This is a genomic window from Mesorhizobium sp. M0751, from assembly GCF_040320265.1.
Taxonomy (GTDB): Bacteria; Pseudomonadota; Alphaproteobacteria; order Rhizobiales; family Rhizobiaceae; genus Mesorhizobium.
The window spans coordinates 56,074-80,994 of the sequence record NZ_JAMYPH010000024.1; the positions used below are offsets into that span (position 1 = coordinate 56,074).

General features: G+C 60.9%; 18 protein-coding genes and 1 pseudogene. 6 read left to right on the forward strand and 13 right to left on the reverse strand.

All coding sequences use genetic code 11. From position 1 onward, the window contains the following. Positions 1 to 16 precede the first annotated feature (16 nt). The 11 genes from NKI19_RS27955 to NKI19_RS28005 all read right to left on the reverse strand — a co-directional run bounded on the left by NKI19_RS27955 (position 17) and on the right by NKI19_RS28005 (position 19,972). Positions 17 to 2,854 (reverse strand): leucine-rich repeat domain-containing protein, encoded by a 2,838-nt coding sequence (locus tag NKI19_RS27955; protein ID WP_352566600.1) that lies wholly within the window; start codon positions 2,852 to 2,854, stop codon positions 17 to 19. 52 nt (positions 2,855 to 2,906) lie between these two features. Next, complete coding sequence (locus tag NKI19_RS27960; RefSeq protein WP_352566602.1) at positions 2,907 to 5,027, reverse strand: RICIN domain-containing protein; 2,121 nt, start codon at positions 5,025 to 5,027, stop codon at positions 2,907 to 2,909. A gap of 19 nt (positions 5,028 to 5,046) precedes the next feature. Next, entirely contained in the window at positions 5,047 to 7,092 is a 2,046-nt protein-coding gene (locus tag NKI19_RS27965) for a hypothetical protein (protein ID WP_352566604.1), read from the reverse strand. After that, positions 7,089 to 8,429, reverse strand: coding sequence for a hypothetical protein (locus NKI19_RS27970; RefSeq protein ID WP_352493287.1), 1,341 nt, complete (start codon positions 8,427 to 8,429; stop codon positions 7,089 to 7,091). The genes NKI19_RS27965 and NKI19_RS27970 overlap by 4 nt, the downstream gene beginning before the upstream one ends. After that, positions 8,426 to 12,274 carry a coiled-coil domain-containing protein gene (locus NKI19_RS27975; protein WP_352566606.1) on the reverse strand — a complete coding sequence of 1,283 codons (3,849 nt, stop codon included), beginning with the start codon at positions 12,272 to 12,274 and terminating at the stop codon, positions 8,426 to 8,428. Before NKI19_RS27975 ends, NKI19_RS27970 begins: the two co-directional genes overlap by 4 nt. After that, positions 12,271 to 13,599, reverse strand: coding sequence for a hypothetical protein (locus NKI19_RS27980; RefSeq protein ID WP_352566608.1), 1,329 nt, complete (start codon positions 13,597 to 13,599; stop codon positions 12,271 to 12,273). Before NKI19_RS27980 ends, NKI19_RS27975 begins: the two co-directional genes overlap by 4 nt. Then, on the reverse strand, positions 13,596 to 14,669 hold the full coding sequence (locus tag NKI19_RS27985) for a hypothetical protein (protein WP_352566610.1): 1,074 nt from the start codon (positions 14,667 to 14,669) through the stop codon (positions 13,596 to 13,598). The genes NKI19_RS27980 and NKI19_RS27985 overlap by 4 nt, the downstream gene beginning before the upstream one ends. Before the next feature lie 538 nt (positions 14,670 to 15,207). Continuing rightward, positions 15,208 to 15,807 carry an Lcl C-terminal domain-containing protein gene (locus NKI19_RS27990; RefSeq protein WP_352566612.1) on the reverse strand — a complete coding sequence of 200 codons (600 nt, stop codon included), beginning with the start codon at positions 15,805 to 15,807 and terminating at the stop codon, positions 15,208 to 15,210. A gap of 295 nt (positions 15,808 to 16,102) precedes the next feature. Continuing rightward, positions 16,103 to 16,816 (reverse strand): SOS response-associated peptidase, encoded by a 714-nt coding sequence (locus NKI19_RS27995; protein ID WP_352566614.1) that lies wholly within the window; start codon positions 16,814 to 16,816, stop codon positions 16,103 to 16,105. Between the two features lie 523 nt (positions 16,817 to 17,339). Beyond that, positions 17,340 to 17,633, reverse strand: a complete 294-nt coding sequence (locus NKI19_RS28000; protein WP_352566616.1) for a DUF3606 domain-containing protein — start codon at positions 17,631 to 17,633, stop codon at positions 17,340 to 17,342. A gap of 1,913 nt (positions 17,634 to 19,546) precedes the next feature. Beyond that, a complete protein-coding gene (locus NKI19_RS28005; RefSeq protein WP_352492784.1) occupies positions 19,547 to 19,972 on the reverse strand; it encodes a YidB family protein in 426 nt (141 codons plus the stop codon). Between the two features lie 1,040 nt (positions 19,973 to 21,012). Here NKI19_RS28005 and NKI19_RS28010 point away from each other — a divergent pair. The 5 genes from NKI19_RS28010 (at position 21,013) to NKI19_RS28030 (ending at position 23,405) form a co-directional block, all read left to right on the forward strand. Beyond that, positions 21,013 to 21,339 carry a hypothetical protein gene (locus tag NKI19_RS28010; RefSeq protein WP_352492785.1) on the forward strand — a complete coding sequence of 109 codons (327 nt, stop codon included), beginning with the start codon at positions 21,013 to 21,015 and terminating at the stop codon, positions 21,337 to 21,339. Positions 21,340 to 21,762: 423 nt separating this feature from the next. Then, positions 21,763 to 22,011 (forward strand): hypothetical protein, encoded by a 249-nt coding sequence (locus NKI19_RS28015; RefSeq protein ID WP_352566618.1) that lies wholly within the window; start codon positions 21,763 to 21,765, stop codon positions 22,009 to 22,011. A 154-nt stretch (positions 22,012 to 22,165) separates the two neighbouring features. After that, positions 22,166 to 22,504: a hypothetical protein gene (locus tag NKI19_RS28020; protein ID WP_352492786.1), complete on the forward strand. Its 339-nt coding sequence runs from the start codon at positions 22,166 to 22,168 to the stop codon at positions 22,502 to 22,504. 32 nt (positions 22,505 to 22,536) lie between these two features. Next, the gene (locus tag NKI19_RS28025; protein WP_352492787.1) at positions 22,537 to 22,989 is read left to right on the forward strand and encodes an ATP-dependent DNA ligase; all 453 of its coding nucleotides are present in this window, start codon (positions 22,537 to 22,539) and stop codon (positions 22,987 to 22,989) included. A 158-nt stretch (positions 22,990 to 23,147) separates the two neighbouring features. Continuing rightward, positions 23,148 to 23,405, forward strand: coding sequence for a hypothetical protein (locus tag NKI19_RS28030; protein ID WP_352492788.1), 258 nt, complete (start codon positions 23,148 to 23,150; stop codon positions 23,403 to 23,405). 303 nt (positions 23,406 to 23,708) lie between these two features. Here the strand turns inward: NKI19_RS28030 and NKI19_RS28035 are convergent, their stop codons facing one another. Together NKI19_RS28035 and NKI19_RS28040 are read right to left on the reverse strand one after the other, a co-directional pair. Beyond that, positions 23,709 to 23,921, reverse strand: coding sequence for a hypothetical protein (locus tag NKI19_RS28035; RefSeq protein WP_352492789.1), 213 nt, complete (start codon positions 23,919 to 23,921; stop codon positions 23,709 to 23,711). Between the two features lie 444 nt (positions 23,922 to 24,365). After that, positions 24,366 to 24,647: a helix-turn-helix transcriptional regulator gene (locus NKI19_RS28040; protein ID WP_352566619.1), complete on the reverse strand. Its 282-nt coding sequence runs from the start codon at positions 24,645 to 24,647 to the stop codon at positions 24,366 to 24,368. A 6-nt stretch (positions 24,648 to 24,653) separates the two neighbouring features. On the opposite strand from NKI19_RS28040, the pseudogene NKI19_RS28045 reads away from it, so the two are divergent. Continuing rightward, a pseudogene (locus tag NKI19_RS28045) lies at positions 24,654 to 24,821 on the forward strand (transposase); the annotation flags it as partial. Positions 24,822 to 24,921: the final 100 nt, after the last annotated feature.

Sequence of the window (24,921 nt, forward strand, 5' to 3'; positions counted from 1 at the left end):
TCTTCGGATGCAGGCATTACTGATGAATGTGCGGGCTCACGATGATGAGTTGTAAGCAGTTCGGCCGTGGACAGATGACCGAGGGCTGGACGGCAATCGCGTCTTGCAGGTGAATGTTTCCATCGAAGATGCGCAACGGCTCGCGCTTGCAGGCTTCGTTGACTTGCTGGAGGAGCGGCTGCGGGAACGAGCAGATCGGATTGTTACCGAGATAGGATTTTCCGATCACCGGATGGACGTGAGAGAAGTTTTCAATCCGGTTGCCCCTCAGATCGACGACCGACAGCGCCGGAAGCGAGCCGAGCGGCAGCGCATCGAAGACCCGATTGTTGCGCAGATCGACATCCGTCAACGCCTGCATGTTCGATAGATTGCCGACATTGCTGATCTGGTTGTCATTCAGGTAGATGTATTTGAGGCCGCTCGAGCCGAAGCGCGGAATCGCCGACAGCCGATTGGTGGCGAGGTTCAGTTTCTGAAGCTCCGTAAGCGATGCGATCGGCGAGGCGTCGGTGATCAGGTTGTCGAACAGGTTGAGTTCGCCCAGCGCCCGGAAATAGACCACAGGATTGACGGCGATAATCGACTTCTTGTTCAGCGACAGGCTGGTCAGTGACTGCGCCCAGTTCTGCGCTGCGTTGCAATCGGTGCTGTCGACATGCTCGGCCTGCATGCGGCTGTCGAGTGCCGCCATGAAACCGCGCGCGTCGCCGAGCGCGATCGAATCGAAGCGGTAGACGGTGCAGTATTCAGCGAAACTGGCGTACTGTAGCGGCAGGTTGCGCATGCCGGCATCGTCGAGCAACGGCAGGTCCGCCAACGGCGTTACTGATTGCACGTGCGTGTTCGAGAAATAGAGCTTGGTCAGCTTGTTGAGTACCCCGATGCCGATCAGGTTCGACACTGGATTGCCGTCGACGTTCAGTTGTTCGAGGCGGCGCAGTTGCAATATTCCCTGGATGGAGGTGATCTGGTTGTTGCGAATCCAAAGCTTTGTCAGTCCCGGTATCGCCGACAGCAGCGAGACATCGGACAGCTGGTTGTCGGACAGGTCGATGGAGGTCAGATTGCCCATCACCGGGAACAGCGAGACGCTGGTCAACCCACGGTTCTTCGCGTCGGCGAACTGGCGTGAGCTGAGATCGTCATAGGCTTTGCCGCAGACAGTCTTGCCTGAGATGGACAGCAGCGCGTTTACTTCGGCGGCTTGCGCGGGCGTCAGAAAGTCGGTCTGGTTGCGCATCAGGCATGCCGACAGGAAATCGGTCGCCTGTACAGGATTGTCGGAAAGATCGAGATTGATCAAGCCCGACAGCGCCGCCAGCGGTCGGACATTGGCGATCGAATTCTTCGACAGGTTGAGTATGCCGAGATTGGTCAAGCCGGCGAGCGGCGCGACGTCGGTGATGTTATTGCTCGAGAGGTTGAGCGAGGTGAGTTGCGGCAATGTGGCGAGCGGACGCAGGTCGCTGACGATCTTGGACGACAGGTCGAGCGCCGTGGTCGCCAGCAGCTTGTTGCCGACCGCCGAACATGTTCCGCCGCCCTCCAATTCGACCATGGCGCGAATGGTCTGCCCAAGCGGGGTCGCGGCGTCGCGGTGCAGCACGCATAGATCAACGAAGCTCTGCCCGCCGTCCGCTACGATTGGATTGCCGCTGAGATTGATGGCTAGCGTCGAGGGAAAGCTTCCGAGATTGGCGAAGGTCTCGATCTTGTTGTTGGCAAGGTTGAGGCTGGTCAGGCCGCCGAGCGCGCTGAGCGGTTCGAGCATGTCGCCTGCAAGGCCATTGTTGCCGATGGACAGTGTCGAGAGCGCCTGCAGGAATTGCAGCGGCTCAAGGTTGCCGATCTTGTTGTTGTCGAGTGTAAGGTTCGTGAGTAACGCCAGCGCTGACAGTGCGCGGATGTCGGTGATGTCGTTGTCGGAGAGGTCGGCTCGCGTCAGCGCGGTCAGTGGCGTCAGCGCGTTGATGTTGCTGATGTGATTGCCGGAAATGTCGAGGAAGGTCAGCGCCTTGAGCTTGGTTAGCGGCCCGAGGTCGGCGATCGAGTTCTCGGCAATCGACAGGCTGGCGAGGTTCGTCAGTACCGCAATCGGATCGAGCGACTGCACGCCCTTGCCGTTCAGATTTAGCGTCGTGATTGATTCCAGGAAGGTCTGTGCAGCGTCGCAGGCGGCGGGATTGCCAAGCGCCGATACCCCACCGGGCGTTGAATCGAGCACCGCCATTACGGTCGCCGTTTCTGCCGGCGTGCGGTCGCCCTTGACGCACCAGTTGGCGAAGGTCGTTGGCTTGTTGACCGGCGGCGCGCCGGAGAGGCATGCGATGGTGTGGATCTTGCCGGCGAAGAACGGCGTCGGGTCAGCGTTCAGAGCCTGGTCGAGGTTGAGCTTCAAGTCGGTGACCAGCAGCGAGCAGCCAGGAATGTAGAGCCGGTCAGAAAACGTCGTCGCGCCGAAGTCGGAGGGGAATTGCAGGTAATAGACGAGGCCGCTGCCATTATCGTGCGCGAACACCTTGATCGGATATGTCTCACCCGATGGGCACAGCAGCGGGTTGGCGGCGGGATCTGCCGCGACGATCGCGCTGTCGACGGCAGTTAGCACCTCCGAGGGAACCGTCGCGAAGCCAAGTCCACGGATCACTGCTTCTTCGTCCGCTTGGTCCTTGCAGCGGATACGGTAGCCGCGCCCGTCCGAGATAAGCAGCGGATAGTGCAACCGGTTTGCCTCCAGGGCCGGATCCTCGAACAACACAACCTTCGGTTCGTCCGCGCGGGCCGGGCCGGCGGCGGCGGTCACGAGCAGGACCGGGAGGAGAAGGAGCAGCGATCGGGCGATGCGGTTCATCTGGTTTCTCCTTTCGAGGCTCAGATGCGGATCAAGCGAGCCGCCAGCGACGCTATCTCGCGTCCGCCGGCTTGATGGTCCAATAGCGAGACGGATCGCGGTCGCAGGTGAACTGGAGGGCCGGGATGTTGTTCAAGTTGCTAACCCCGCCGGCAATCGTGAGGCACTTGCCCGTCTGGACGTTCTCTGCCTGAACTCCGTCCCGCGTCTCGATCAGATTCCAGCGGCGGGAAGGATCGTCGTCACAGTTGAACTGCAGGGCGGGAATGTTGTTGTCGGTGCTGACCCCGCCGGCAATCGTGAGGCACTTGCCGGTCTCCACGTTCGCCACCCGGAAACCGTCCCCTGCTTCAACCAGCCTCCAGCGCTGCCATTGACTGCCGTCGCAGTCGAATTGCACCGTCGGCGCGTTATTGTCGGTTCTTCCTTCCGCGACCGACAGGCACTTTTCGGTCTGCCTGTTCACCAGTACGACCTCGGGGTCGGCCGCCCGTATGCTCCAGAACCGTGCCGGATCGCGGTCGCAGTTGAACTGAAGGGCGGGGATGTCGTCGTCGGTGCTCACCCCGCCGGCGATCGTCAGGCATTTTTTCGTCAGCACGTTTTCGGCCTGAAAGCCGTCGCCGGTCGCGGTCAGCTTCCAGCGTCTCGAAGCGTCCCGGTCGCAGTTGAATTGGAGGGCCGGAACATTGTTTTCGGTGCTGACCCCGCCGGCAATCGTCAGGCATTTTCCAGTCCGCACGTTCTGCAACTGAAAACCGTCGTCCGTCTCGACCAGCTTCCAGCGGCGCCACCGGTCGCTGTCGCAGTCGAACTGTACTGCCGGCGCGTTGTTGTCGAGGCGCCCCTCGGCAACAGCCAGGCATTTGCCGGTCTGCATGTTTGCCAGCACCACGTCAGCCTCCTTGATTGCCGTAATGCAGGCTTCGAAAATCTTGCCCGAGGCCGCGGTTGGGTGCTCGGGCCGACTGATGCAGACCGCATTGCCGTCCAGCGAAGGATTGAATGGCAGGATAGCGCTGACAGACTGCACAGTGGCCAGGCGGTTCGCTCGCAGGTTAAGGGCGGTAAGCTTCGTCAGGCCCATCAAGGCGCGCGCATCTGCGATCCGGTTCTTAGACAGGTCGAGCGCCGTGAGTTCTTGGAGAAACCGCAGCGGTGACACGTCCGTCACCTTGTTGTTGGCCAGAACCAGCCGCGTCAAAGCCCGCGCCGAGGCGAGCGGTCGCAGATCGGCGATCTGGTTGGAACTGAGGTCGGCGTCGGTCAGCTTCTTCATTGCTGCCGCTACGTTGATGTTGCCGATCCTGTTTCGCGACAGATCGAGGAAGGTGAGCTCGGTCAGCTTTTCGAGATCGCGCGTGTCGGCAATTTCATTGCCGGACAAGGTCAGGCTCGTCAGATGGGTGAGTGTCGCCAGCGGCTCAAGGTTGGTCAGCCGTCGCCCGGCAAGGTCGAGCGTCGTGCTAGACGCGAGAAAATCCTGCGCGCTTGCGCACGCCGCCGGATTGCCCAGCGCGGAGGCACCGCCGGGTGTCAGGGCAAGCAATTCCTCGACTGTCGTCTGCTGAGCCGGATCGAGGTCATCCTTGATACACCAGCTGGCAAAGGTCGTCGGCCTGCCGACAAGCGGCGCGCCGGCGACGCATGCGATGGTATGAACCTTTCCGGCGAAGAATGGGGTGGGATCGGCGTTTATCGCCTGACTGAGGTTGAGTCTGAGTTCCGCGACAAGGGCCGCGCAGCCGGGAATGTAGAGTTGATCGGAAAAGGATGTTGACCCGAAATCGGTCGGGAACTGAAGGTAGTAGACGAGCCCACTGCCGCCGTCGTGCGCAAAGACCTTGATCGGGTAGTTCTCGTCGGACGGGCACAACAGCGGATTGGCGGCGGGGTCGGCCGCGATGACCGCATTGTCGACGGCCGTCAGCACTTGCGACGGAACGGTGGCGAAGCCCAGTCCACGGATCACCGCCTCTTCGTCAGCCTGGTCGTTGCAGCGGATGCGGTAGCCGCGTCCCTCGGTGATGAGCAGGGGATAGTGCAAGCGGCTGGCGTTCAGCGTCGGGTCCTCAAACAGGACGACCTTCGGCTCCTCGGCGCGGGCCGGACCGGCATCGATCGCCAGGAGCAGCGTCAGCAGGAGTAGCAGCGAGCCAGCGATGCGGTTCATCTGGTTTCTCCTTTCCGCTCTATTCGACCAGGGTGAAGCGGCCTGGCCCGCAAGCCCGGCTCGTATTGTCGCGTGCGATGTCGTTGCCCGGCAGCAGGAAGCTGGCGCTTGAGCCGCTGTCTGCGAAACTGACCGCACAGCGGAAGCCGGATACCGTCGAGGTGGTGAAATTCGCCGACGAACCACGCTCGAGCTGGATCGCAGAGCCGACCGCAAGGCCAGTGGCCGCGGGTGCGAAGCCAACCGAGCGGCCCGCCACGATCGCCCCGCGCAGAACCAGCGGATTGGCCGCGGAGACGTCGGTAGACTCCACCCGCATCAGGCTGTCGGAGGTAAGCACCGCGCCGAAGCGCGCGCGGACAATGCTGGAGCGGGCGGGCGTCTGGGCCGAGATCAGCAGCCGTGCCCTTACGCCTTGGATCGCCAGCATGTCTGCTTCCACCCTGAGGCCGCGCGCATAAAGATCGGCCAGGCACAGAGACACGCCACGCGCCACCGGCGACAACCCATCCGCCACGGTACCGATGGTCACATTGTCGAGCGCGACAGTGCCGTTCTGGGCGATCACGGCGACGACCTCGTCGGTCGTTTGATCGGCTGCCCGTGCCAGATCGATCCGCTCGAGCTCGAGCCGCGGCAATCCATCCGCGACGATGATGACGTCCGTCGCGGACAGGATGCATGACGAGGTTCCGCCCGGCACGCGGTTGGCGGTACCGACGACCCGCGTGCGGGTGACGCCGGGGGCCGGCGCCATGTGCACCGTCTTGAACGGCAGTCCTTTCAGGATCAGACTCTGCGGCACCTGGACCGCTGCGGGCAGTTCGAGCCTGAGATTGATCCGCCCGGCGCAATCGCCCTCGGCGGAGAATTGCGTCAGCGTCAGCGTGCCACCATCATTAATGCGGCGAATGCACGTATCGCTGGCCGAGCCGCGACAGTCGAAGCCGGTAGCCGGCGCCGGAGCGGATGTCAGCGCTCGATCGGTCTCGCCCATCCAATCGCCAATGCCGGGGGCAGACAGGCCGAGCGCCGAGGTGAGAAGCGGGCAGCCCGTGAAGGACAGGCTTCGCCCGTCCGCGAAGGTCCAGTCCAGCCGCGCATTGCCGAGGGAGTCAAGCGAGCTGATGGACGGGCCGGCTGGCAGCGGCGACAGGCCGAGGTCGATGCCCGGTTGCGCGAAGGCCGCGTGCTCGCGCTGATAGCCCTCGCAATTCGACAGACACAGGTCGACGAAGGGTGCCGAACGAAGCGCGGCGACCGCGTCGGCACCGAGTAGAGTTACGGCCTCGGCCTCGGCGATTCCGAAGAATGCCCGTAATTTCTTCTCTACCGCTTCCGCCGCAGCCGCATCGACGATGATGTCGCGCGTCGCCCTGCCGTCGAGGCGCACAATGGGCAGATAGGACGGCTGCACCCCTTCGCCGGGCGGCGTGTAGCGCACGACATAGACCGTGTCGCCGATGCTGTCGGCGCTGAGGAAGGTTTCAAACCGGTGCAGGCTCCAGCGGGCCGCGCTCGGCAGTGCCAGGTCCAACGGGCCGCCGAGATCGCCGCGCCCGCAATCGAGTACGAACGGTGTCCCCACGCTTGGCGGCGCGACGAAGCCCTGGAGCACCCCCGGCAGTTGCAGTCGCTCGCGGATGGCGAGCGCCGCCTTGATCTCCGCGCAGGCGGTAGGCACGGCGAAATAGCCGCTGCCCGAGGGGGAGGGGAGATAATAATTGCCCGATGCCGCGACATCGGCCCAGATCGCGGTTGTCGCCGGCCAGTCAATATCGAATGCGGTGCCAAGGCATGGCAGCCGTGGCTGCGCCCCGAAGCCGCTTTCGGCTTGAAGCTTGGCGAGCGTCGTCTGCGACACGGTGGCGGTGTCGGGCAGGTGCAGCAGCCGCTTCGCCTGGCCTGGGCTGGCGCAGCCGGCGAGTTCCACCGCCTTGCCGTCGAAAAGCGCGACATAGACGTCCTTGTTCTGGTCGGTCACGAAAGCGGCAAGCTGCGGCTCGGCGCTGGCCACCGAAGCGCCCGCGAGAAACAGGGCGAGCAAGGCGGCCGCCTGTTTCATCGCAATTCGCTCAGGCAGCTTGCTGCGCGGGCTGGATCCATGTTGACCTCGGTCATCAACGGATCGAGGCCAGCCGACTGGCACAACTCCTTGACCGAGATCGAGTGCGGCCCCTGGAAGTCGACCGTAAGATTTCCGCTGGTGATCTGCCCGTTTTGGCCGACGCACAGCGGATTGTTGGCCAGCGCGGGCCGGCGGCAGGTGCGGATGACGTCGGCCATCGCGCGGCGATTGGTCAGTTCGCAGAAGTAGATCCGGCAGAGCGCGGCGACAGTGGCGCGGTTCTCGGCGTCAGCATTGATGATGCGCTTGATGTCTGCGACCAGCGCGCCCGCCTTGGCTTCGAAGGCGAGGCCTTCGACGCGGGTCTTCTCGCCGGTGATCTCACCCGAACGTTCCGTGATCTTCGGCATCAGGTTGATGTTTTCCGAGGTTATGAACAGCCCGCCTTTCCAGCGGTCGAACTCGTCAAGGATCGAGGTCGCCCCGAGGATCGCCTCGCGGTAGGCGCTGTAGATCGGCCCCATCTTGGTGTCGCGCGCCGCCTCGTAGACCTGGTTCAGCGCGGCATACTCCTTGTTCACTGCGTCGGCACCGGCCTTGATGTCGTCGATGCCGGCGCGCGAACTCTGCATCAGGCCCTCGGCGCGCTTAAGCTTTCGGGAAAACATCGCCGTGATCGGGCTCTCGACGCTGGCGAAGTAGCTCTCGATCACCTTGCCCGCCGCCCCGTCGGCGAAGGCATCGATCTCGGTGTCGGACAGATTGGAGATCAGGCCGCACTGGGCGTCGAAATCGGCACTCAAGGGGCCGGCCTCGCAAGCGCTCATCTCGGCCAGCCTCTGGTCGAGCGTTCGGTTCGAACCGAGCCTTTCGGCATACTCGAACAACGCATGATTCCATTCAATCGCATTCAAGTCAGCCTGGCTGTGCCGCCGGTCGCGACAAAACAGCGTCTGTTCCATCCGGCTCTGGTTGCCCGAAGCGCGATAGGCGTCGAGGTGACGCGTCGCCTCGGCGCAGTTGGCCAAGCCCGAAATCAGACCGGCGAGCTGCTGGTGAACGGGCGGGAGTCCGCGTGTCTGCGCCTCTCGCATCAGGTTCGCCGCGCGTCGGCTGTCGTCGGGACTGCGGGCCGGGCGGTGGAAGACGCAGATGCCTTGCTCGAAGGTCTTCAGCGTGCCATCCGGAATGGCGGGCCCCTCGCAGTTGGGAGCGTCGAGAACGCGCGATTCGATCGTATAGCCGGCAAGATTGTCGACGAACAGGTCGCGCGCGACTGCTCCCGTCTCGCCAAGCGCCAGAGCAAGCGCTGCTGCGGCAACGACGGCTCTCACGGCGCGCTCGCGAAGATGAAATAGAGAGTGAACACAGCGCCATCGAACGGGCAGTCGCTCGGCTGGAGCGACAATCGGTACGAACCGATCAGCGGCGCGCCGAGATAGGGCAGGATCAGGCTCGTGTCGTTCGACGGTCCGGGCGCCCGCGGGAACTTGCGCGCCTGGTAGCGATCCTGAACCCAGTAGCGGATGATCCGGGTGATCTCGTCGCCGCTGTCGGCCTGGTTGAAAAAGGTCTGCAAAGCGACCCGCTCCGGCCCGACCGAAATGTCGGCGCGGACCTCGCTCGACCCCTTGGTCAGCGGCTTGAGGACGAAGCCGCTGCCGCGGTGTTGCAACGCGAAGCGGTTCCACTGCGTCCCTGTGCACTGGTAGTCGGTACCGACGAAGACGTCGATCAGGGTCAGGTTCTTGCGTTCACGGAATTTGTTGGGCGCCCACAGCGCGAAATAGCCGTTTGCCTTCATCAGCGCCTCGGTCGACGCGAAGGGCGAAACCTCGAACTCGACATTCTCGTCAAGCGCGAGCTTGCGGGCGAAGCCGGAATTGGCGGGCACAACGATCTGGGCGACATCGATATTGATCTGTCGCTCGTCGAAGAAGCGCTTGGCGACGATGTCGTCGATCATCGCCTGGAGCTGGGTTGCGTTACGCACATAGACCGCGGGCACAGTCGCCGCCTCGCCGGTGAAGGCCTGCACCACTTCGAAGCGACGGCGCATCAGGTGCATCAGCCGGTTGGCGGTCTCGAGCACGCGCCGCTTGGTCACCAGATATTCGGGGATGCCCTTCATCAGGTCGGCGACGGTCTCCTGGGTAGCGATGAACAGATTCTTGCGCGTCGCCGGATCGTCAATCTGGGTGACGAGCTTCGTCATGTCTTCCTGTTGCTTTGTCACCTCGGCCTGAACGTTGCTCTGGAACTTCAGGATGCTGTCCTGCAGCGCGCGGCTTTTGAGACCGAGGTCCTTGGCCTGGTTCAGGCCTGCGACGAGTTCCTCGGTGTTCCCGCGCGACTGTGTGATGCGCTGTTCGACGAAGGCGAGCTCGGCTTCGCTCAGCGCCAGCATCTTGTCCTTCTGCCGGTCGCGCAGTTCGTTGATCAGGTTGGTCGAGGCATTCGATTCCTCGGCGAGGCCGGTTACGGTCGTCTGCGCAGCACGCACGCGCTCGATGCGGCCGTTGGTTGCCGCGACCAGTTCTGCCACGCGCGCATTGTCCTGGTTGAGCTGAGCTTCCGAGAGGGACAGCTTGTCGAGTTCGAGGTTGAGGATGGCGATCTCGTTGGTCAGCCGGTCGATCGTGCGTTGCTGGTCGGTGACCTGGAAACTGAGCATGTCGTTTTCGCGGGCCTGAAGATCGAGTCCGGCGAGGATGCGTTCGTGGTCGGACTTGAGCCGCGCCACTTGCTCGTCGATGCTGAGATCTTGGCTCTGGCAATCGACCGCCGCCATCGAGCCTTGCAGCGCCAATTCCTTGATGTCCTGTGCCCCTTGCGCCAGCCGGCCGGCCAATTGGAAATGGGTGTCGACCAGCGCCCTTGCCTTGAGCGCCTTGTCGAGATCGAGTTGCGCGATCGCCTGGCGGAGCTGCGTGAGGCGCTGCTTCAGCGCGTTGATTTCATTTATATTCGCCTGAGTGATCTGGCCGGTGCTGATGATCGTCGACAGGATGGATTGGGCCGCTTCCAAGGCCGCCCTGATCGGTTTGGCGACGTCCACCACAGTCGCGACACCACTGCCCAAGCCGCAGGCGCAGGTGATGATCTCGGGCACCGCAGCGCCGATCGAGTATGCACCTTGCACCGAAGTCAGGATGACCTGCGCGGCCTGTGTGGTGCCGTTGAACGCGACGAACCAAGCGATCACTTCCGACAACTGGCCGTCGACCTGGTCACGCGCCTCCTCAAGGTCCGCCTTTCTCCTCGCATAGAGGTCCCGCTCAGCTTCGTAGAGTTTCTTGGCGAAGTCCGTTTCCGTCTGGGAAAAAGACCCGCAATCGACGTTCGCAAGTTCCTGCGGCAGCGAGATGTTCGATGTGATCATCTGCTGGTCGGCGATCAGCGGCTCGACATCGGCGAAGTCGGCGCTGCCGATAACGCACTTCATCAGGAATGCTTTCGCTTGTGTCTGCGAGTTCAGGAGCTGGGCCCTGAGACCCGACTGACCATCCGGGCCGCACATCTGGGCAACGTATTGGTTGCGCGTGAAGGCTGGCGTCACGGTCTGGCATGCCTGTTCGCCCGCGAGCAACGGCGTGAACGGATGGTCGGCCGTATCTCCGATCAGGGCGAGCTGATTCTCGATGCCGCAAAGCTGCTCGCGGTCGACGGCCCGGCGGCGTTGATAGAGATCGGTCTGGCGCAGTTGCAGTTCGGTAATTGCGTCGTTGGCGCGGGCGATCGCGCCTTGGTTGTTGGCGATCTGGGTTTGAAGGATCTGCCGCTGGCGAACTGCCTGTTCGAGCTGGTTGGCGTTGCGCTCGGTCTGGCGGGCATATTCGGTGATCTGGCTCTCGAGCGAGGAAATCTGCAGATCGAGGTTCATCTGCGTCATTTCCCAGTTCAGCAGCCAGCGCAGTTCGTTGCGCCGCTCGACTTCGGCCTCCTTGGAGAGGACGATCAGGTCGAGTTCCTGCCTGTCATTGATCTGACGGCGCTGGTTTTCGAACTCGGCGATCTTCGTGCCGAGCTCGATCTCCAGCGACCTGATCTGCTGGCGATAGCCGAACGTGTCCTTCTCGGCGTCGACCGCGTTGATCTCCTGCTGGACAGTGGTGGCGAAAGTCTGCGCCTCGTGTTCCAGCTTGCCGATCTTGTGGGCGATCAGGTTGACTTCCTGACTACGGATCGTCCGCTCCTCGTCGAGCGCGCGCGTGGCTTCCCCTTCCTTGTTGGCGTACCACCGTTCAACCAGCGCCTCGACATTGCGCTCGACCTCGGTCAACCGCTGCTCGCTCTCGGTTAGGGCCTGCTGCAGGTCCTCGAACGGGATCGTCGTGAACTGCATCGGGTCGATATTGAGGAAGAGGAAGCCCTTGCGTACGCTGTCCATGCGCGCATCGAGGTCGCTCTGCTGCAGCAGCAGGTCGGCGCGAAGGTCGTCGTAGGTGGACTCGCCCGGAATATCCATTTGCGTCTCGACCAGCACCCACATGGCGGCTTCGTAGTTGGTGTAGGCCTTGGAGAGGTTGGGTTGGCTGTCGAGACCAGCGCCTCCGACGGCGCCCAGTGTATCGCTGACCAGGAAGTCGAGCGCCTTGACGCGAGCCTCCGAGACGGTCTGATACCACACGTCGCCGGTGTTCATCAGCAGTTGGATCTTCAGCGAAGACAGCGCCGTGAGCTGCCGCACGAAGGTGCGGTAGCTCGCATCTTCTCCCGCCGCCGTGCCCTGATCACCGCCTTGTTGTCGGGCGAGAATGCGAAGGCCCCGGTCGACGATCTCGATGCCTTGCCGGCCGAATTCCTGCGCGGCCTGCGGCGAAACCGGCGTATCGTTGCGGCTGACGCCGCTCGCCGACGACAGGAAGGGCATGTCGGCGGCGAGGAACAGGCGATAGCGTCCGAGTTGCAGGTGGCAGTCGAAATCGCACACGATCGCCAGCCGTCCGGTCGTCTCGTCGCCGCAGGTCGTCAGGAACTGTTCAAGTTCGGTTGCGACTTCACCCATATATTTTACGTCGGCTCGGAAATTGGCGATCTTGAGCAGCGTCGTCAGCTCGCCGGCATGGCCGGCGGCCGCGTCGATGTCGAGCGCCATGCAATCTTGCGCGCGCGCCATTCCCGCAGTGCCGAAGACGATGCCGGCAACCAGTCCGCAAAGCAGCAAGAACTGTCTCATGGCTGCCCCGTCGTCAGAAAGATCTCGGAAATCTGGCGCACATGCCGGGCAAGTTCGGCCATCTGGGCCTTGGAAAGCGACGGATTCTGGAACCGTGCCACCACTGCGCGGGCATGGTTGATACAGTCCTCGTAGGGGCTGCTGATTTTCGCGGTCAGCGCGCCAGTGTCGAGCGTGAGGTCGAGCGCTGAATACGCTCCGCCCAGTCCTGCGCAGGAAGAAAGCTCAGCTGTGATCGCCGGATCGTCGACAACATGCGTGAGATCGGACAGGGCCGTCATCACCCCTTCGATCTGCCCGACGATCTGCGCCATCCTTGCCTTCCCCTCTTCGAACTCCTTCAGCGAATCCGGCTGGTTGAGGCTGGAGAGATCGACGGCTTGCAGCGTCGCGATCGTCTCGGCTGCCTTCAGCTGATCCGCCTTGACTAGCACCATATTGGCCTGCGCGTTGCCGAGCACACGCTCAAGCTCCATCACCTCGGCCGACTTGATCGACACGTCCATCTCGTTGACCAGCGACTGGTATTCGGTCGAAGCGGTGTTCATCAGGTTGAGCGTATCGTCGACCTTCGTCCTGACCGCCTTGACGATCTGGCCGCGCACCCGCGTCTCGATCAGCGCGGTCGTCTCAGCGCGCCCGCGCACTGGCTTGGCCGAACAGACCAGCTTCGCCAAGGCGTCCGAGCCGAGTCGTGCCCGCACGGCCTCGACGATCGGGAATAGCGGACGCCAGGCGGCAGGCAGCGCATCCGCGCTTGCGCCCGACAAAGGCCCGACATCGATCTCGTTCATTCTCGTCAGATGCCGGCATTTCTCCGGCAAGTCGGCCCCCGAGAAGTAGAGTCGCCCGGTGATCAGATAAGCCTCGACGGCGGCTGCGTATTGTCGGCCGACGAGGGCGGCGAGCTCTTCGGCACTATCGGTCGAAACTGGGGCGAAGAAGCGGTAGCGGCTGAGATAAATCTCCGCCCATGCGAGGCGGCGCATCAGTACCGAAGCATCGTCGGCCGAAAGCGGGATGACCGGAAAACCGACGCCGCGGCTGCCGCCCGAAGGGGCCGATGCCTCGCCGATTACCTCGCCGGCGAAGGGCAGGCCGAAATCGGGCTGTGTGGCCTCGTGACTTGGTTCGACGGCGGCGGGACCAGGGGCGAGCAGGCTGAACCGGGTCGTCTCGGGCGTCGCGCCAGAGAGCGTCGCGTTCCAGAAACTGTCGAGCTTCTCCGACGTGTAAGCGCGCTCCAGGATCGATGCGGCGCCGGCTTCGCCGGCCAGGACGCAACTGACGATCAGGAACAGCTCAAGGGCTCGGATGCTTGTCATCGGCAGTACCACACCCTGTCGGCCGCGCCAGCCTGGGCGCAAATTCCGGTCGCGGCGCCATGCGCTTTCCAGTCAGCCTTTATTTTGGCGAGATCGTTGAATGCGCCCTGTGCCGCATTGTCGGCATGAACCTCGGCGTCCAGTCGCCAGAAGGGTTTTGCCGGATCGGTCGGCAGCAGCACCCCGATCATGTTGATGTGGAACGCAGAGATTTTGAGAAAGTCCTCTGCGCTTGCGACAGTGTTGCGATTGAGATTGGCGTATTGCTCAGGTGTGACGTCGCCGAGCGCGCGCTTGAACTCCCCCTCCGAGACTTCGACGGAGCGCAGCATCTGCGTTGTCTTGGCCGCCAGCCCATCGAGGATCGAGGTGTTGGCGACCAGCGTAGCGCCCGCACCGCTCACCGGTCCGAATATCTCTGCAAAAATGGCGCGGATCGCCTTCAAGTGCGTATCGGCCGATTTGATCTCGACGCGGCGCAGAGCGATGCCTGTCTCGAGATCGGACGCTCGACTGACGAAGCTCCTCAGCGCCAGTTGCAGCGTGTCGAACGAGGAACGGGCTTCCGCCGGCGGCTGCAGGAACACCGAGCGCGCATAGCGCACGGCTTCGCTGCGGGCAATGTCCTCGACGGTAGCGCGTGTCAGCGCCGATTCGGGACAGCCGGTGACGCCGCCAAGGTCATTCAGCATCTGCGCGGCATGATAGATTTGATCCATCTGTCGCATGGTGCCGAAGAAGCCGCTGGTGGTGAACGCAGCCTCGACGCCGGACAGATAGTCGGTCAGGTATTCGCGCGCGAACTTCACCATCTCGCACTGCACGCCGGCGGCGCGTTCACGAATATGGCGTCCGTAGAACGACGCACCGACAAAGTATTTCTGGTCGGGCGTCGGTTCGAACCGCTCGACGAAGAGCGACTGGATAACGGTATCATATTCGCCGCACGCATAGGTGCGTTCAAGACATGCGGAGTCGGTCTGCAGGTCGCACTGCGATAGCGCGGAGCCGCACATTTGCTGGGCTGCCGCGAGGTCAACCCCTCCGCCGAGCACAAGAACCGCGGCCAAGATGATCGCTGTATTGAAGACGCATCTCTTCAACATAACGACCAAAGGAAAATGCACAAAAGCCTCCCCTTCCGCCGAAGCGGCGGCCCCATTGCTTTTTTACTGGCAATATCTAGCAGGCTACTTTTGGTATTTGCTCGTTACAGCGAAAATTGGCAGCCAAAGGCGTGGCCAATTCAACCTCACATTCGCTATAAAACGCCTCAATAAAGTAAGTTAAAACAGTTTCTCTGTCAACACACCTGGCTTTTTGCGTTCCATCCCGGAAAACCCGGCCTAAGTGTCGAGGCAGTTAACACATCGTAAAGAATTGTCTTTTCCGCTGGCTTGGCCTCGTCCAAGCGTCGCTCCGCCACCGTTCGAGTGCGGAAGGTCACGATCTGGCCTGAGAAACTGCGCTGAGGAAGAGCAGACGTCCAGCAATCGCCTGGCGGTCGCCAATTTGGCAACTTCATAACGACTCTATGATGCCTTCCACGATCGCCGAAACATTAGCTCGCATAAGAGCGATATGGTGCTCAATAGGTGACGCCAGCAGCTAGTCAACGCCCGTGGCGGTCACCCCAAAGACGCACCATGCGCTTGCCTTCTTGGTCGCTTCAAGCGGACGCACCAGCGTCGTGGGTGCACTGAATGTGACGACCGCGAAGGACCCTGCCAGCCCTGGCCATTCAGTGCGCGTCCAGTATTCGGTTTCGCTACGCGCGAGCGGTGGCAGCTTGTATTGCGCGAACGCCTCGCGCTGCCTTGGCCAGTCCGCCGAATCGAGGCTCGTCAATTCCGCCATCGTCGGAAGTTGCCAGCCCATATCGCCATACGGCCCGCCTTGTCCGAGCGTAGCGCAATAGCCCATCGCTTCGCTCAGCGTGGCGGGCTGATCAAGCCTGTCTATCCTGGCAACGAGGCAAGTGCGTTGGTCAACGAAGGCCCTGCCGCCATGTTCAGCGAGCAGCCAGAAATTTTGGTCATTCAGCGGCTGGCGGGCCTGCTTATGCACAATACCGCAAGGTGCGGCTTGGGACTGCGGCGCCGACATGGTTGCGAAAACGGCAAAGCCAATGCTGAAAGTCGCAAGGGTAGCAATCCGAAGCATGCCTTCCTCCTCCCTGCACACGCGTTCCGCGTGCCATCCGAACAAGCGTACTTGAACCGGCGAACAATTAAAAGTTCCTGCACTTCGAAGATGACAGGAACTTCCTTGAATCTACTGCCACCATGACGGACATCCCAGTTGGTGCTCGGCCGAAAATCTGCTGCAAGAGTTTTCCATACACGGGGAACTGGTTGCGTGGCGTATGCCAACAGCCTGGAAGCATATTGGCGAACAGCCGACCACAGCTAACTCACTAGACCACACCGGGGGCGCCAAAGCGCGAGCGCGACGGCGCGACAAGGCCCGTTCGCTTAAGTGCGGAGCGAGTGTTGATCTATACCTAAAACAGCGAACGTTGCGCCGGCGCCTGTTCAGGCGCTGCCGCGAACTTGATCTGTGTCGCCGGTTTTTCGACGATCACCAGCGCGTCATCGGGCGTCGTGCGCTGCAGGTGCCTTGCCTCCGACCACGGCGCGGTGAGCCAGGTCTCGGTTTCTTTCGGCGTGGTCAGGATCACCGGCATTGCCTTGTCGTGGATCGGCGCGATCAGCGCGTTGGGCCTGGTCGTCATGAAGCCATAGACCTGATGATCGGCGGGGCCGTCCTTGACCTTGCGAGTGCCATGCCAATGCGTCCACAGACCGGCAAAGAAGAACAGCGGGCGGTCCTCGCCGAGTGCAAACCAGTAGTTGCGCTGAATGCCGGTCTCGGGGTCCTTGTCACCGGGCGTCGGGCTGGGCTCGGCGAAGCTGGTGACGGGCACAACGCAGCGGTTCTCGATGCCGAGATATTGCTGCCAGTGGCCGTATTGCGGATTGCGGATATTGGTGGTGCCATAGTCGGCCTTGCCCTTCACCCGCTCCAGTGGCGTCGGCATGCCCCACAGCAGATTGGCCAATTCGCGTTCGCCGTCCGGCGTGTTGCGCACCACAGGGCCTGGCTGGTTGGGATAGATGTCTATGGAGGGTTCGAGATTGCCGAGGATATCGCGCAAGGCGCGGGTCCACTGGCGAATGGCCTCCTGGCTGGTCGTGATGTTGTAGAGATTGCACATGGCCTGGAATGTGCCCCAATCGCTGCTGTGTCGCAACGTCCACAGGGCAATAGCATGGCTTCCAAGTCCCCTGAAATGACTAGCAGAACTTTAGCAAGACTTGGCTCGGTGAAGCTCAGGCGTGCCCCTCCTAGCAGCGTTAGAATGCATTCGAGCGGTGTTGGGTGTCGCGACCTCCGACGAGGGCCGGCTCCGCCCGGCCTGATCTCTGCGCAAGAATATCGCGTATCTAAGGTGCGCCTTGGCACTTGAGCGCCGGCAGGAATTGTCGCGCATCTGCAATGGGCGATAATTCCATGCCGCACCTTGTCGGACAGCAGTTCACCGCCAGGTCAGAATCGGGAATACTTTCGCTTGCTCGGGATCAGGAATCCGCCCTTTAGCAGCTCCAGGGCGTCGAGTGCCTCTTCTCCCTGCAAATTTGTCAGAGCTACCCCGTCTATGAAGACAACCTCGTCGTCGTCTATATCATAGACTTCCCAAAACCCATTCGTGACTCTTCGCAGGGCGTGACGACGTTCCATCAGTAGATGCTAATTGAGTCGCGCAAAATGGAGGAAAAATTTTGAGAACTGGCGAAATTTGCAGTGGAAAAGCTGGACGCGGCGCGCAAGCTTGCCCTCCGAAGCCCACGCGCCATCTGCGCCTTGGCAGCTTCCCTCAGCGGGCTCGGGTCATTGCCGTGGGTCCTGATGAGCTGCCGAACCTGGTCTGGCGTCAGGCCATTCTGCTCGGCGAAATATTTCACCTCATGGATTTCGTGCGCCGATACGTGGGTGCGATCTCGGAAATCCGGCTTGCTGTAGCCGTCAGCCATCCTGGTCCCCCTTCAGCCTTGGATCAACGGCAACGCTGGCAACTACTTTCGTCGGGGAGCCGCGGAATCGCCTTCTGTGCCACGGCTAGACGCCCTAAAGATGCAGCCGGTGATCCATTGGTTCAAACCTGGCGTGAGAAGGCTGCGCGTCAAGTATCTTTCGTGGCCATCGCAGCCACATTCGCCCATAGCTCGGTTCAGGATTTCTGGCCGGACGAGTGATCCTGAGCTTACCCGCTTTCGATCTGAAGCGTGCACAAACAAGGGTCCGCGTGCCAGATCCAGCAATGGCCTGCGGCCCTGGTCAGCGCATGAGCGCTGTCCTGCGGCAATGGTGGCTTTTGGCAGCTCGTGGATGGGCGAGGCACATAGGGGCCCAAACACGGCCTCCACGCTCGACAAAACGCTGCGTGCTAGAGGAACGGTGCGGCCCGGCACCCACCCGGCGGGGCTGTCAGCAAGATGCCGGGCCTGACCGGCGGGGTTAGAGGGGCAGCGCCGGCTATCGAAATATTAGCTCACGCTAATTGAAGCGAAGCATGCGAATGAAGGACGCAAGGGCCAGTCGATGACGAACAGGCCTAGCCTGTCTTGTCGTGTAGGTGCGTTCTGCGCTGCTGTGGACGGTATTTCTCCACCAGGCGGACATTGTCCAGATCAACTGTCACCAGCGGTCCCAGATCGATCGTCACTTTCTCCTCATCAATCCGGGTAACTTTCTCCTTTAAGCTCGATTTGCTGGCCTCGCTTTAGCTTCGAGGTGCTGTCCTTGATGGAATGAGGGAATTTGTAGCCCGGGATAGAGACGCTTATGCGATCCTTCAAAACCCGACGCCGAACTGTAGCGGTTAGTGCCACCTCATCTCCTATGCTGATCCGCGCCATGGAATGAGGGTGGAGCGGCCTTGGTAGTAGTCAAGGTATTGCTAATATACGCGGGGCAAGCGATTCATGAACCGACAGGTATGGAACCGCCGGCTGCCACTGCCCGTTGCTGTCACATGACAAAGCACAAAAGCGGGATCAGCACGATGGACGGGCGCCAAGACAACACTTTTGAACTGTGCTGTCTCCTGGCCGTCCCACTGACACTGCTCCTTACGGTCCTATTGGCGGGATTCGTCCTGAGCTGACCACAACGCATCGGAACAGGTCGTATAAATATCGCCCACCGGATCGGCGTAAATCGTGGCGCGAGTGAGGTCTGTAGCTTAACTTTGCCCGTTTCTGAGTCATTTTGTCTGCAGCAATCGAGCCCCGGTGGGTAGCGTACGGTCTCTGCGCGCGCGCTTTCGCGGCTGCCTGGCCAATCCGTTGTGCCGTTCGAAAATTGCTAGCTTCTGCGGATAGGTGAGCCGCACCTTGGCTTTGCACCCGTCGCATATAAAGTGCGCGATCGTTCTTATCGCAGAGCCCTTCCTTACCATCGGATGCGAGCAATTCGGACATTCGAACGTGAGCGTAACGTCAGACAAATCCTGGGCCAAACCCATTTTTCATCTCCTGCGTTGCTGCGGCTAAACGCCAGCGAGTCTTGCTAGGCAACTCTGATGCCAATCCGATTGTGCCAAATCGGGAAATAGCCGCCTCACAACGCGGCGAGCTGGGCGCCCGCCAAGGACCGAAACTATCGGTCGGGACGTTAGGCTTGCCCAACAGGGTGCTCGGGCCAGCTCACATGACACTCGATTTGAGCTGAAGCTGCGCGTACGCTCGAGGAGGCGATTGCCGATATCGGCTCCAATATCGTCTCGCGCCCAGTCGTGGAGCGCCTGGAGCGACCCGACTTAAGGGCGAGCGCGCCAGTGTTCTGAGCAGTCTACTTAGCGACCACATTCGCAATCATTTCCCGTACCGCCTGGTTGCGAGCGATAGCGACGCGGGATGACCTGACCTCTCGTGGCGAGGTGGCGCTAAGTACGAGCAGTCGTTGGGACTTCGTCCAGGAGATTTGGACCTTTGCTCGCTGGCAACTGGCCGTCGGGAGTGAGCTTGTCCACTGCATCGGGGAGTTCTCGTGTGAGCCGGTCGAGAAGCTCGTCATGAGACAATCCGGTTTGCTCGGCCAGATCGTCCAACGTTTGCGGATCGATTGCTTTCTCAACCTGTTCGCGCTGAACGGGTCGGTTGGATCCCTTTCCTATCCAAGAATCCACCTGATCGCCCGCACCCACATTTCTGAGACGGTCCAGGATGTCGCCGAAGCCGCCGGGGGAGCCCGCGCTAGCGTTGGGGTCTGTCGATTTCCTGCCAGCGATCAACTCGCCGATTTTGTCCCTGTTCTTGTAGGCAAGCAGGCCAAGCAAGGCTATGGCGACCTTTCCTATGTCAAGGCTCATTTCGTATCTCCTTCCACAAGAAGGCAAAAGTCATGCGCGTTTGAAAGGTTCCACGGTTTGGGTCCGGAATTCCGGGCTAGCCGCGAACCAGTATATTAGCATCTCGGAACTTTCGGCCCTTTCGGGTGTTGGAACCTTGTACTCCGGCCAGACAGCAATTGTGTTCAGCTGTCGGGTCACACTGGCCCGTCGGCTTCGGTCGGCGGGCTTTTTGTTGTCTGGGGTGGAACACTCGCCTGTGACGATGGTTCGATCAGCAGTATCCACCTAGATCAGGCCACGCATAGGAGAACGCCGCTTGGCCACTTGGACCCAGAGAGATGAGAGACAGCAGCGCACGTCAGATGCTGCACGGTCATTAATCGATGTTGAACGCGCGGCCCGAGACGCAAAGACCGCTCGGCTCCGGGAGCAGCGGCTGAGCGCTGAAGACAAACCCTCCTTGGAAACACGCGATGGAACAGCTTCGCAGTGAAATGGCAGTCCTGGGGGACCTCGGCTTTTGGGTAGCGCTGGCGGTCGTGCTGGTGCCCTATGGGATCGGGGTTGCACTGCTTCTGTGGGTAGCCATTCCCCCGGCTCTGCAATAGGCTTCTCCGCCGTCGGGCTGGGCGCGCTGCAGCTGAAAAGGCCGGCCTCTTTCTGCGTTTATTGATCCCTCATTGCGTGGCAAAGGATCGAGACTAACTGGTCGAGCGGCCTTTCGTGAAGCGCGCCTTTCGGGCGTCTCACAAGGAAGTCGTCCACACTCATCCAGTCGACCGGATCTGAACTGACTTGGGGCCGAATTCGACATAGAGATGCAACTCTTCAGGCAAGAAGACGACCCGCCACGTTCCATTAGTATCGGCGGCAAGACTGCAGGTGAGACACGTCATGGCGAACTCCTTTTCGGACCGAGCTTGCCAGACCGCCTGGGGAATTCCATCGCAAGAAGGGGGTATTGACGCACCGAAAGGTGCGGCGATTTTGCCTTCGCCCTGGCTTGACTTGGCCATCTGATAATCTACGAAAATGGACCATCATTCGGGGAATCTGGGATGCGTTCTGGCATCGATGTTTCGGGCGTGCTGGCAGGCGATGAGGTCGACAGCTTCATCATCCTGCCACCGTTGGGACATCGGTCCGAACCGGTCTTGCGCGAAGTCGAGGCCTTCCTGAAAAGGTGTTTCCCCGAATACGACTTCTTCGCGAATGGTGACACGGAGCCTTTCGAGGGCGATTATCAGGCCCTGCCGATCTGCGGCGTTGGTGGCGACGAGCCGGGCACCCTGCGCGTTCTCGATCACCCGGAGCAATCAGTGATGATGGGCATCGCCGCGGCGCTGAAGGGTTTCAGGCCGGGACGGACGCCGGCGCTGAACTAAAACCGCCAGTTGGTGGACGCGTTACAGCTCATGCGCCTAAAATTGAGATGATCGCGCGCACCAGAGCAACCCCGAACTCCCTAAGCTTGGTGCAAGTCGCTTGATCGGGTCCCGCCGTCCGGGCAAGAGCGGCGGGACTTTTTTGTTGTCCGGCGGAACACTCGCCGCGACCATGGTTCCACCTCCCCTTCGCTACACATTTCGGGAAGAATAGGAAGGAAGGGCCTTGCCCTGTTTCGCGCCGGCGTCCTATCTAACCGACTACTTTCAGTTGTGGGGGACGGGTATGAAACAATTGGCCATTGGCTTTTGATATCGAGCATATCTCTGGCAGGGTGCACTACAGTTTCAACTAGCGGTGCGGATCGATGGCTTACGAAGTCAAATTTTGACGCGATTAACACCGCAATGGGGAAGAAAGGCATGATGCCCGCAGCCATCGACTGCCGGTTCGATAGCACAGGTCCGGGCGAAGCGGCCTATGGATCAAAAGTCACGTGGAAACCTGTCCCCCCCAGAGACATTCGCTGGCAAATGCATGTCGGCACTCCCGATTACGTTGCGAGCAGTGAAGCTAAATCACGCGCAATCGGCCTTCATCGCGTGTTTTCGAAAAAGGTTCGTGACAAGGCAACGGGTCAAGTAGTTCAGTGTTCGATCACGACGAATTGATCCTCTCAGCGGTGCGGGCCATCCGATAACCCAAAACAGCCCCGGTCCCGGTGGTCCGGCCTCGTCGCGCTGATTGTTGTTGCAGGAATCGGTCTTTCAGCGGTGCTCGCCTTTCCGCATACCCCTTTGATTTGAAAACGCGGCACAAGCCAAAGTGAGCAACTTCGATCCAAGCTTTTTGCTAGCGTGCCTGATTTGCGGCGGAATATTCTTTGCGTTTGTGTTCATTCACAGCAGATGGCTGCGTGAGCATACAAAAGACTGGGTGCGGTGCGCCGCTGAAGTTTTGGATCGTATTGAAGGCGGTGACGGCCCCGATCGCTACCTGCTCAAATACGAGTTTGATGGCACCGTCTACCGTGTCGAAACCAGCCCCTGGTTAGTGCCTGTGTGCACGGCCAAGGCGGGATCGCAAATTACCGTTCTCATCAATCCATACAACCCGCACCAATGTGCAAGCAGGCCGCGCGGAATCACGTTCCGTTCACTCTAGCTAATATAAGCTTTGTACCTAGTATTCACTGGGTGCGTAAAATTGTAAGTACCGGCGGCGGCCGTCTCGAGTTCATCCCGCCGATGGAGCCCAAGCTGGTCCCAAAGCCACCCGAGGGCGAGCACTGGATTCACGAGATCAAGCTCGACGGCTACCGCACGCAGATCGTCATCAACAGCCCCGACGATATTCGTGCCTTCACCAAAAGCGGCGCGGACTGGACGAGCAAATACACCGGCCTTGTCGAAGCGGCACGCGAGCTCGACGTCAAGAACGCGATCTTCGAGGGCGAGGCGGTGGTCACCAACGCAGCCGGCCTGCCCGACTTCGACGCGCTGCAGAAGGCGGTCCACAGCGATCCCTACGCCATGATCCTCGGCGCCTGCGACATCATGCATCTCGACGGCTACGGATATCGGCTGCAAAGCCCGCCGCGAGATCCTGTTCGGCATCATCAAGCCGAACATCCGCATCCAGTTCAGTGAGTCGATACCCGGCGATCCGAAGGCGATCTTCTATCTCGTCGACCAGGCGGGGATCGAGGGGATCGTTTCCAAGCTCGCGGACAGCCCATATCGGAGCGGCCCGACATCGAACTGGTTGAAGACGAAGAGCTTCACGGTCCAGGAATATGAACTGATGGGTGTCGAGCGAGCCTGGCAAGGCTGCATTTGCCTTGCTGGCGCAACCGGGCACCCGAAAATATGTCGGGTCAGCCTTCATCAGCCTGGGTCGCGACATGAAGGAACGGCTGTGGAAGCGGGTCCAGGACCATGCCGGCCCGCCTCCGCAGGGCATCAAGAAGCGACCGGCGACGCAGTGGGTAAAGCCGGAGGAGGTCAAGCGGCGCCCCAAGCACCTCCGCGGCGAGCACAAATATATACGCAGCGCTTCGCTGTAAGGTTTCGGCGGTGAACCACATGGCTAATCCGCCACGACAAGGACTGCATCTATGGAGAGAACGCCTGTGCTGAAGGACGCGACCATAAGCACTGGGCGTCGGGACATGGATATAAGCTGCTCGATCTGCAACCAGCATGAGAGAGGCGCCGAACTGCGGGTCGCTGCTGATGCCTCAGTCCCGGATCGTTTTGTGCTGTTCATCCCTGAGGAGGGAGCCACCTATCAGGCGGTGGTCCGGTGGCGGAAGAACGATCGCCTTGGTGTGCAACTGTACGGCACGGGAGCGGTAATTCGGCCTTGATCAGCGCGCCCGGTCAATTCGCCACGCGGTTAATCTCTCGACCGTTTCGATGATCGCCTTTGCAAGCGCCTCGCCCTCATGCACCGGCTCAGGCCCGTAAAGCAGCCACACGGCATCCTCGCTCGGCAACACGCCGGCCGGGCAGGTCAGCTCGATCGCCCTGCGCACGAGCTGCAGGCAGCTGCGCTCGCCATATTTGTAGTTTTCATCCATCCCCGGATTCTGGTGCGACTCCGGCGGCCGTCAAGCACCTAGTCAAGGGAACTGACCATTTGCAGGATCAGCGTCAGCAGGATAAATCCAAAGGCTGACCCAAACCTCCCGCCAAAAAAATGGTGCGTTCTTTTCGACGCATGGCCTCCCTCCCAGAAGTACCCCTTGAGGCCTTAAACCACGTTGTTTCGCTTTGGCGAATATGCGCCATCGACTTAGGTGCGGGCCTATGGATAAACATGGGGGACACCAAATTCGGTCTGGCCAAGGATGCGGGTCCAGTTCCCAAGGTGCCCCGAACGGGAGATAGGCTGTACCCTCCGGGAGCCAACTGGGATCCGGGGTTTGCGAACTTCTCGCTTGTTAGGGGACACCGCGAACGCCCCATGAAGTCAAAAGCGTTTCGGGACTGGCTGGTTGCTGAGATGGATCCAAACGACGCCCTTATGGCAAGACTGAAATGCGCCCAAGAAGAGCCACCAGTTCCGCCTGACGTTTCGTTTCGGTCTTGGCGAACAGCGAGGCAAGCTGGGAGCGGATCGTGGTGCGGCTGAGGCGCCAACTGCGGGCAATTTCCAAAGGTGCATCGCCCCGAGCCAAACGCAACGCGAGGTGCGTTTCCGCGCTCGTCAAGCCAAACATCTTTTGCGTAAGCGCGAATTTCCCCGCACCTTTTGCTGTTGAGTGCTCTGATGCATGCAGGTGTCCACCAAAATAGGTGGACACCAAGTGATGGAAGAAGATGAGCAGAAACTGCGGGTAAGGCTTGTCGGTCGGGACGGGCGACGCCGATACGACCCCGCATCGAAGGACCGTCTTGTCTCGGCCTGCCTTGAGCCTGGCGTGTCGGTATCGAGGCTCGCGCTCGAACATGGGGTCAATGCGAACCTTCGTAAGCGGTGTTTCCGGACCACCTTTCGGGAGTGGTCGCGATCTGTGAGGTTGCCGATCCTGTATTGGGATCGGAGATCGGCTTGTGTCTGGACTTGACCTTACGCTT

Coding starts and splice junctions, on each gene's coding strand:
- NKI19_RS27960 (WP_352566602.1), bottom strand. CDS start 5,027: ATGAACCGCATCGCTGGCTCGCTGCTACTCCTGCTGACGCTGCTCCTG.
- NKI19_RS27975 (WP_352566606.1), bottom strand. CDS start 12,274: ATGAGACAGTTCTTGCTGCTTTGCGGACTGGTTGCCGGCATCGTCTTC.
- NKI19_RS27965 (WP_352566604.1), bottom strand. CDS start 7,092: ATGAAACAGGCGGCCGCCTTGCTCGCCCTGTTTCTCGCGGGCGCTTCG.
- NKI19_RS28015 (WP_352566618.1), top strand. CDS start 21,763: ATGATGCCCGCAGCCATCGACTGCCGGTTCGATAGCACAGGTCCGGGC.
- NKI19_RS27980 (WP_352566608.1), bottom strand. CDS start 13,599: ATGACAAGCATCCGAGCCCTTGAGCTGTTCCTGATCGTCAGTTGCGTC.
- NKI19_RS28005 (WP_352492784.1), bottom strand. CDS start 19,972: ATGAGCCTTGACATAGGAAAGGTCGCCATAGCCTTGCTTGGCCTGCTT.
- NKI19_RS27995 (WP_352566614.1), bottom strand. CDS start 16,816: ATGTGCAATCTCTACAACATCACGACCAGCCAGGAGGCCATTCGCCAG.
- NKI19_RS28000 (WP_352566616.1), bottom strand. CDS start 17,633: ATGGCTGACGGCTACAGCAAGCCGGATTTCCGAGATCGCACCCACGTA.
- NKI19_RS27955 (WP_352566600.1), bottom strand. CDS start 2,854: ATGAACCGCATCGCCCGATCGCTGCTCCTTCTCCTCCCGGTCCTGCTC.
- NKI19_RS28035 (WP_352492789.1), bottom strand. CDS start 23,921: ATGGATGAAAACTACAAATATGGCGAGCGCAGCTGCCTGCAGCTCGTG.
- NKI19_RS28010 (WP_352492785.1), top strand. CDS start 21,013: ATGCGTTCTGGCATCGATGTTTCGGGCGTGCTGGCAGGCGATGAGGTC.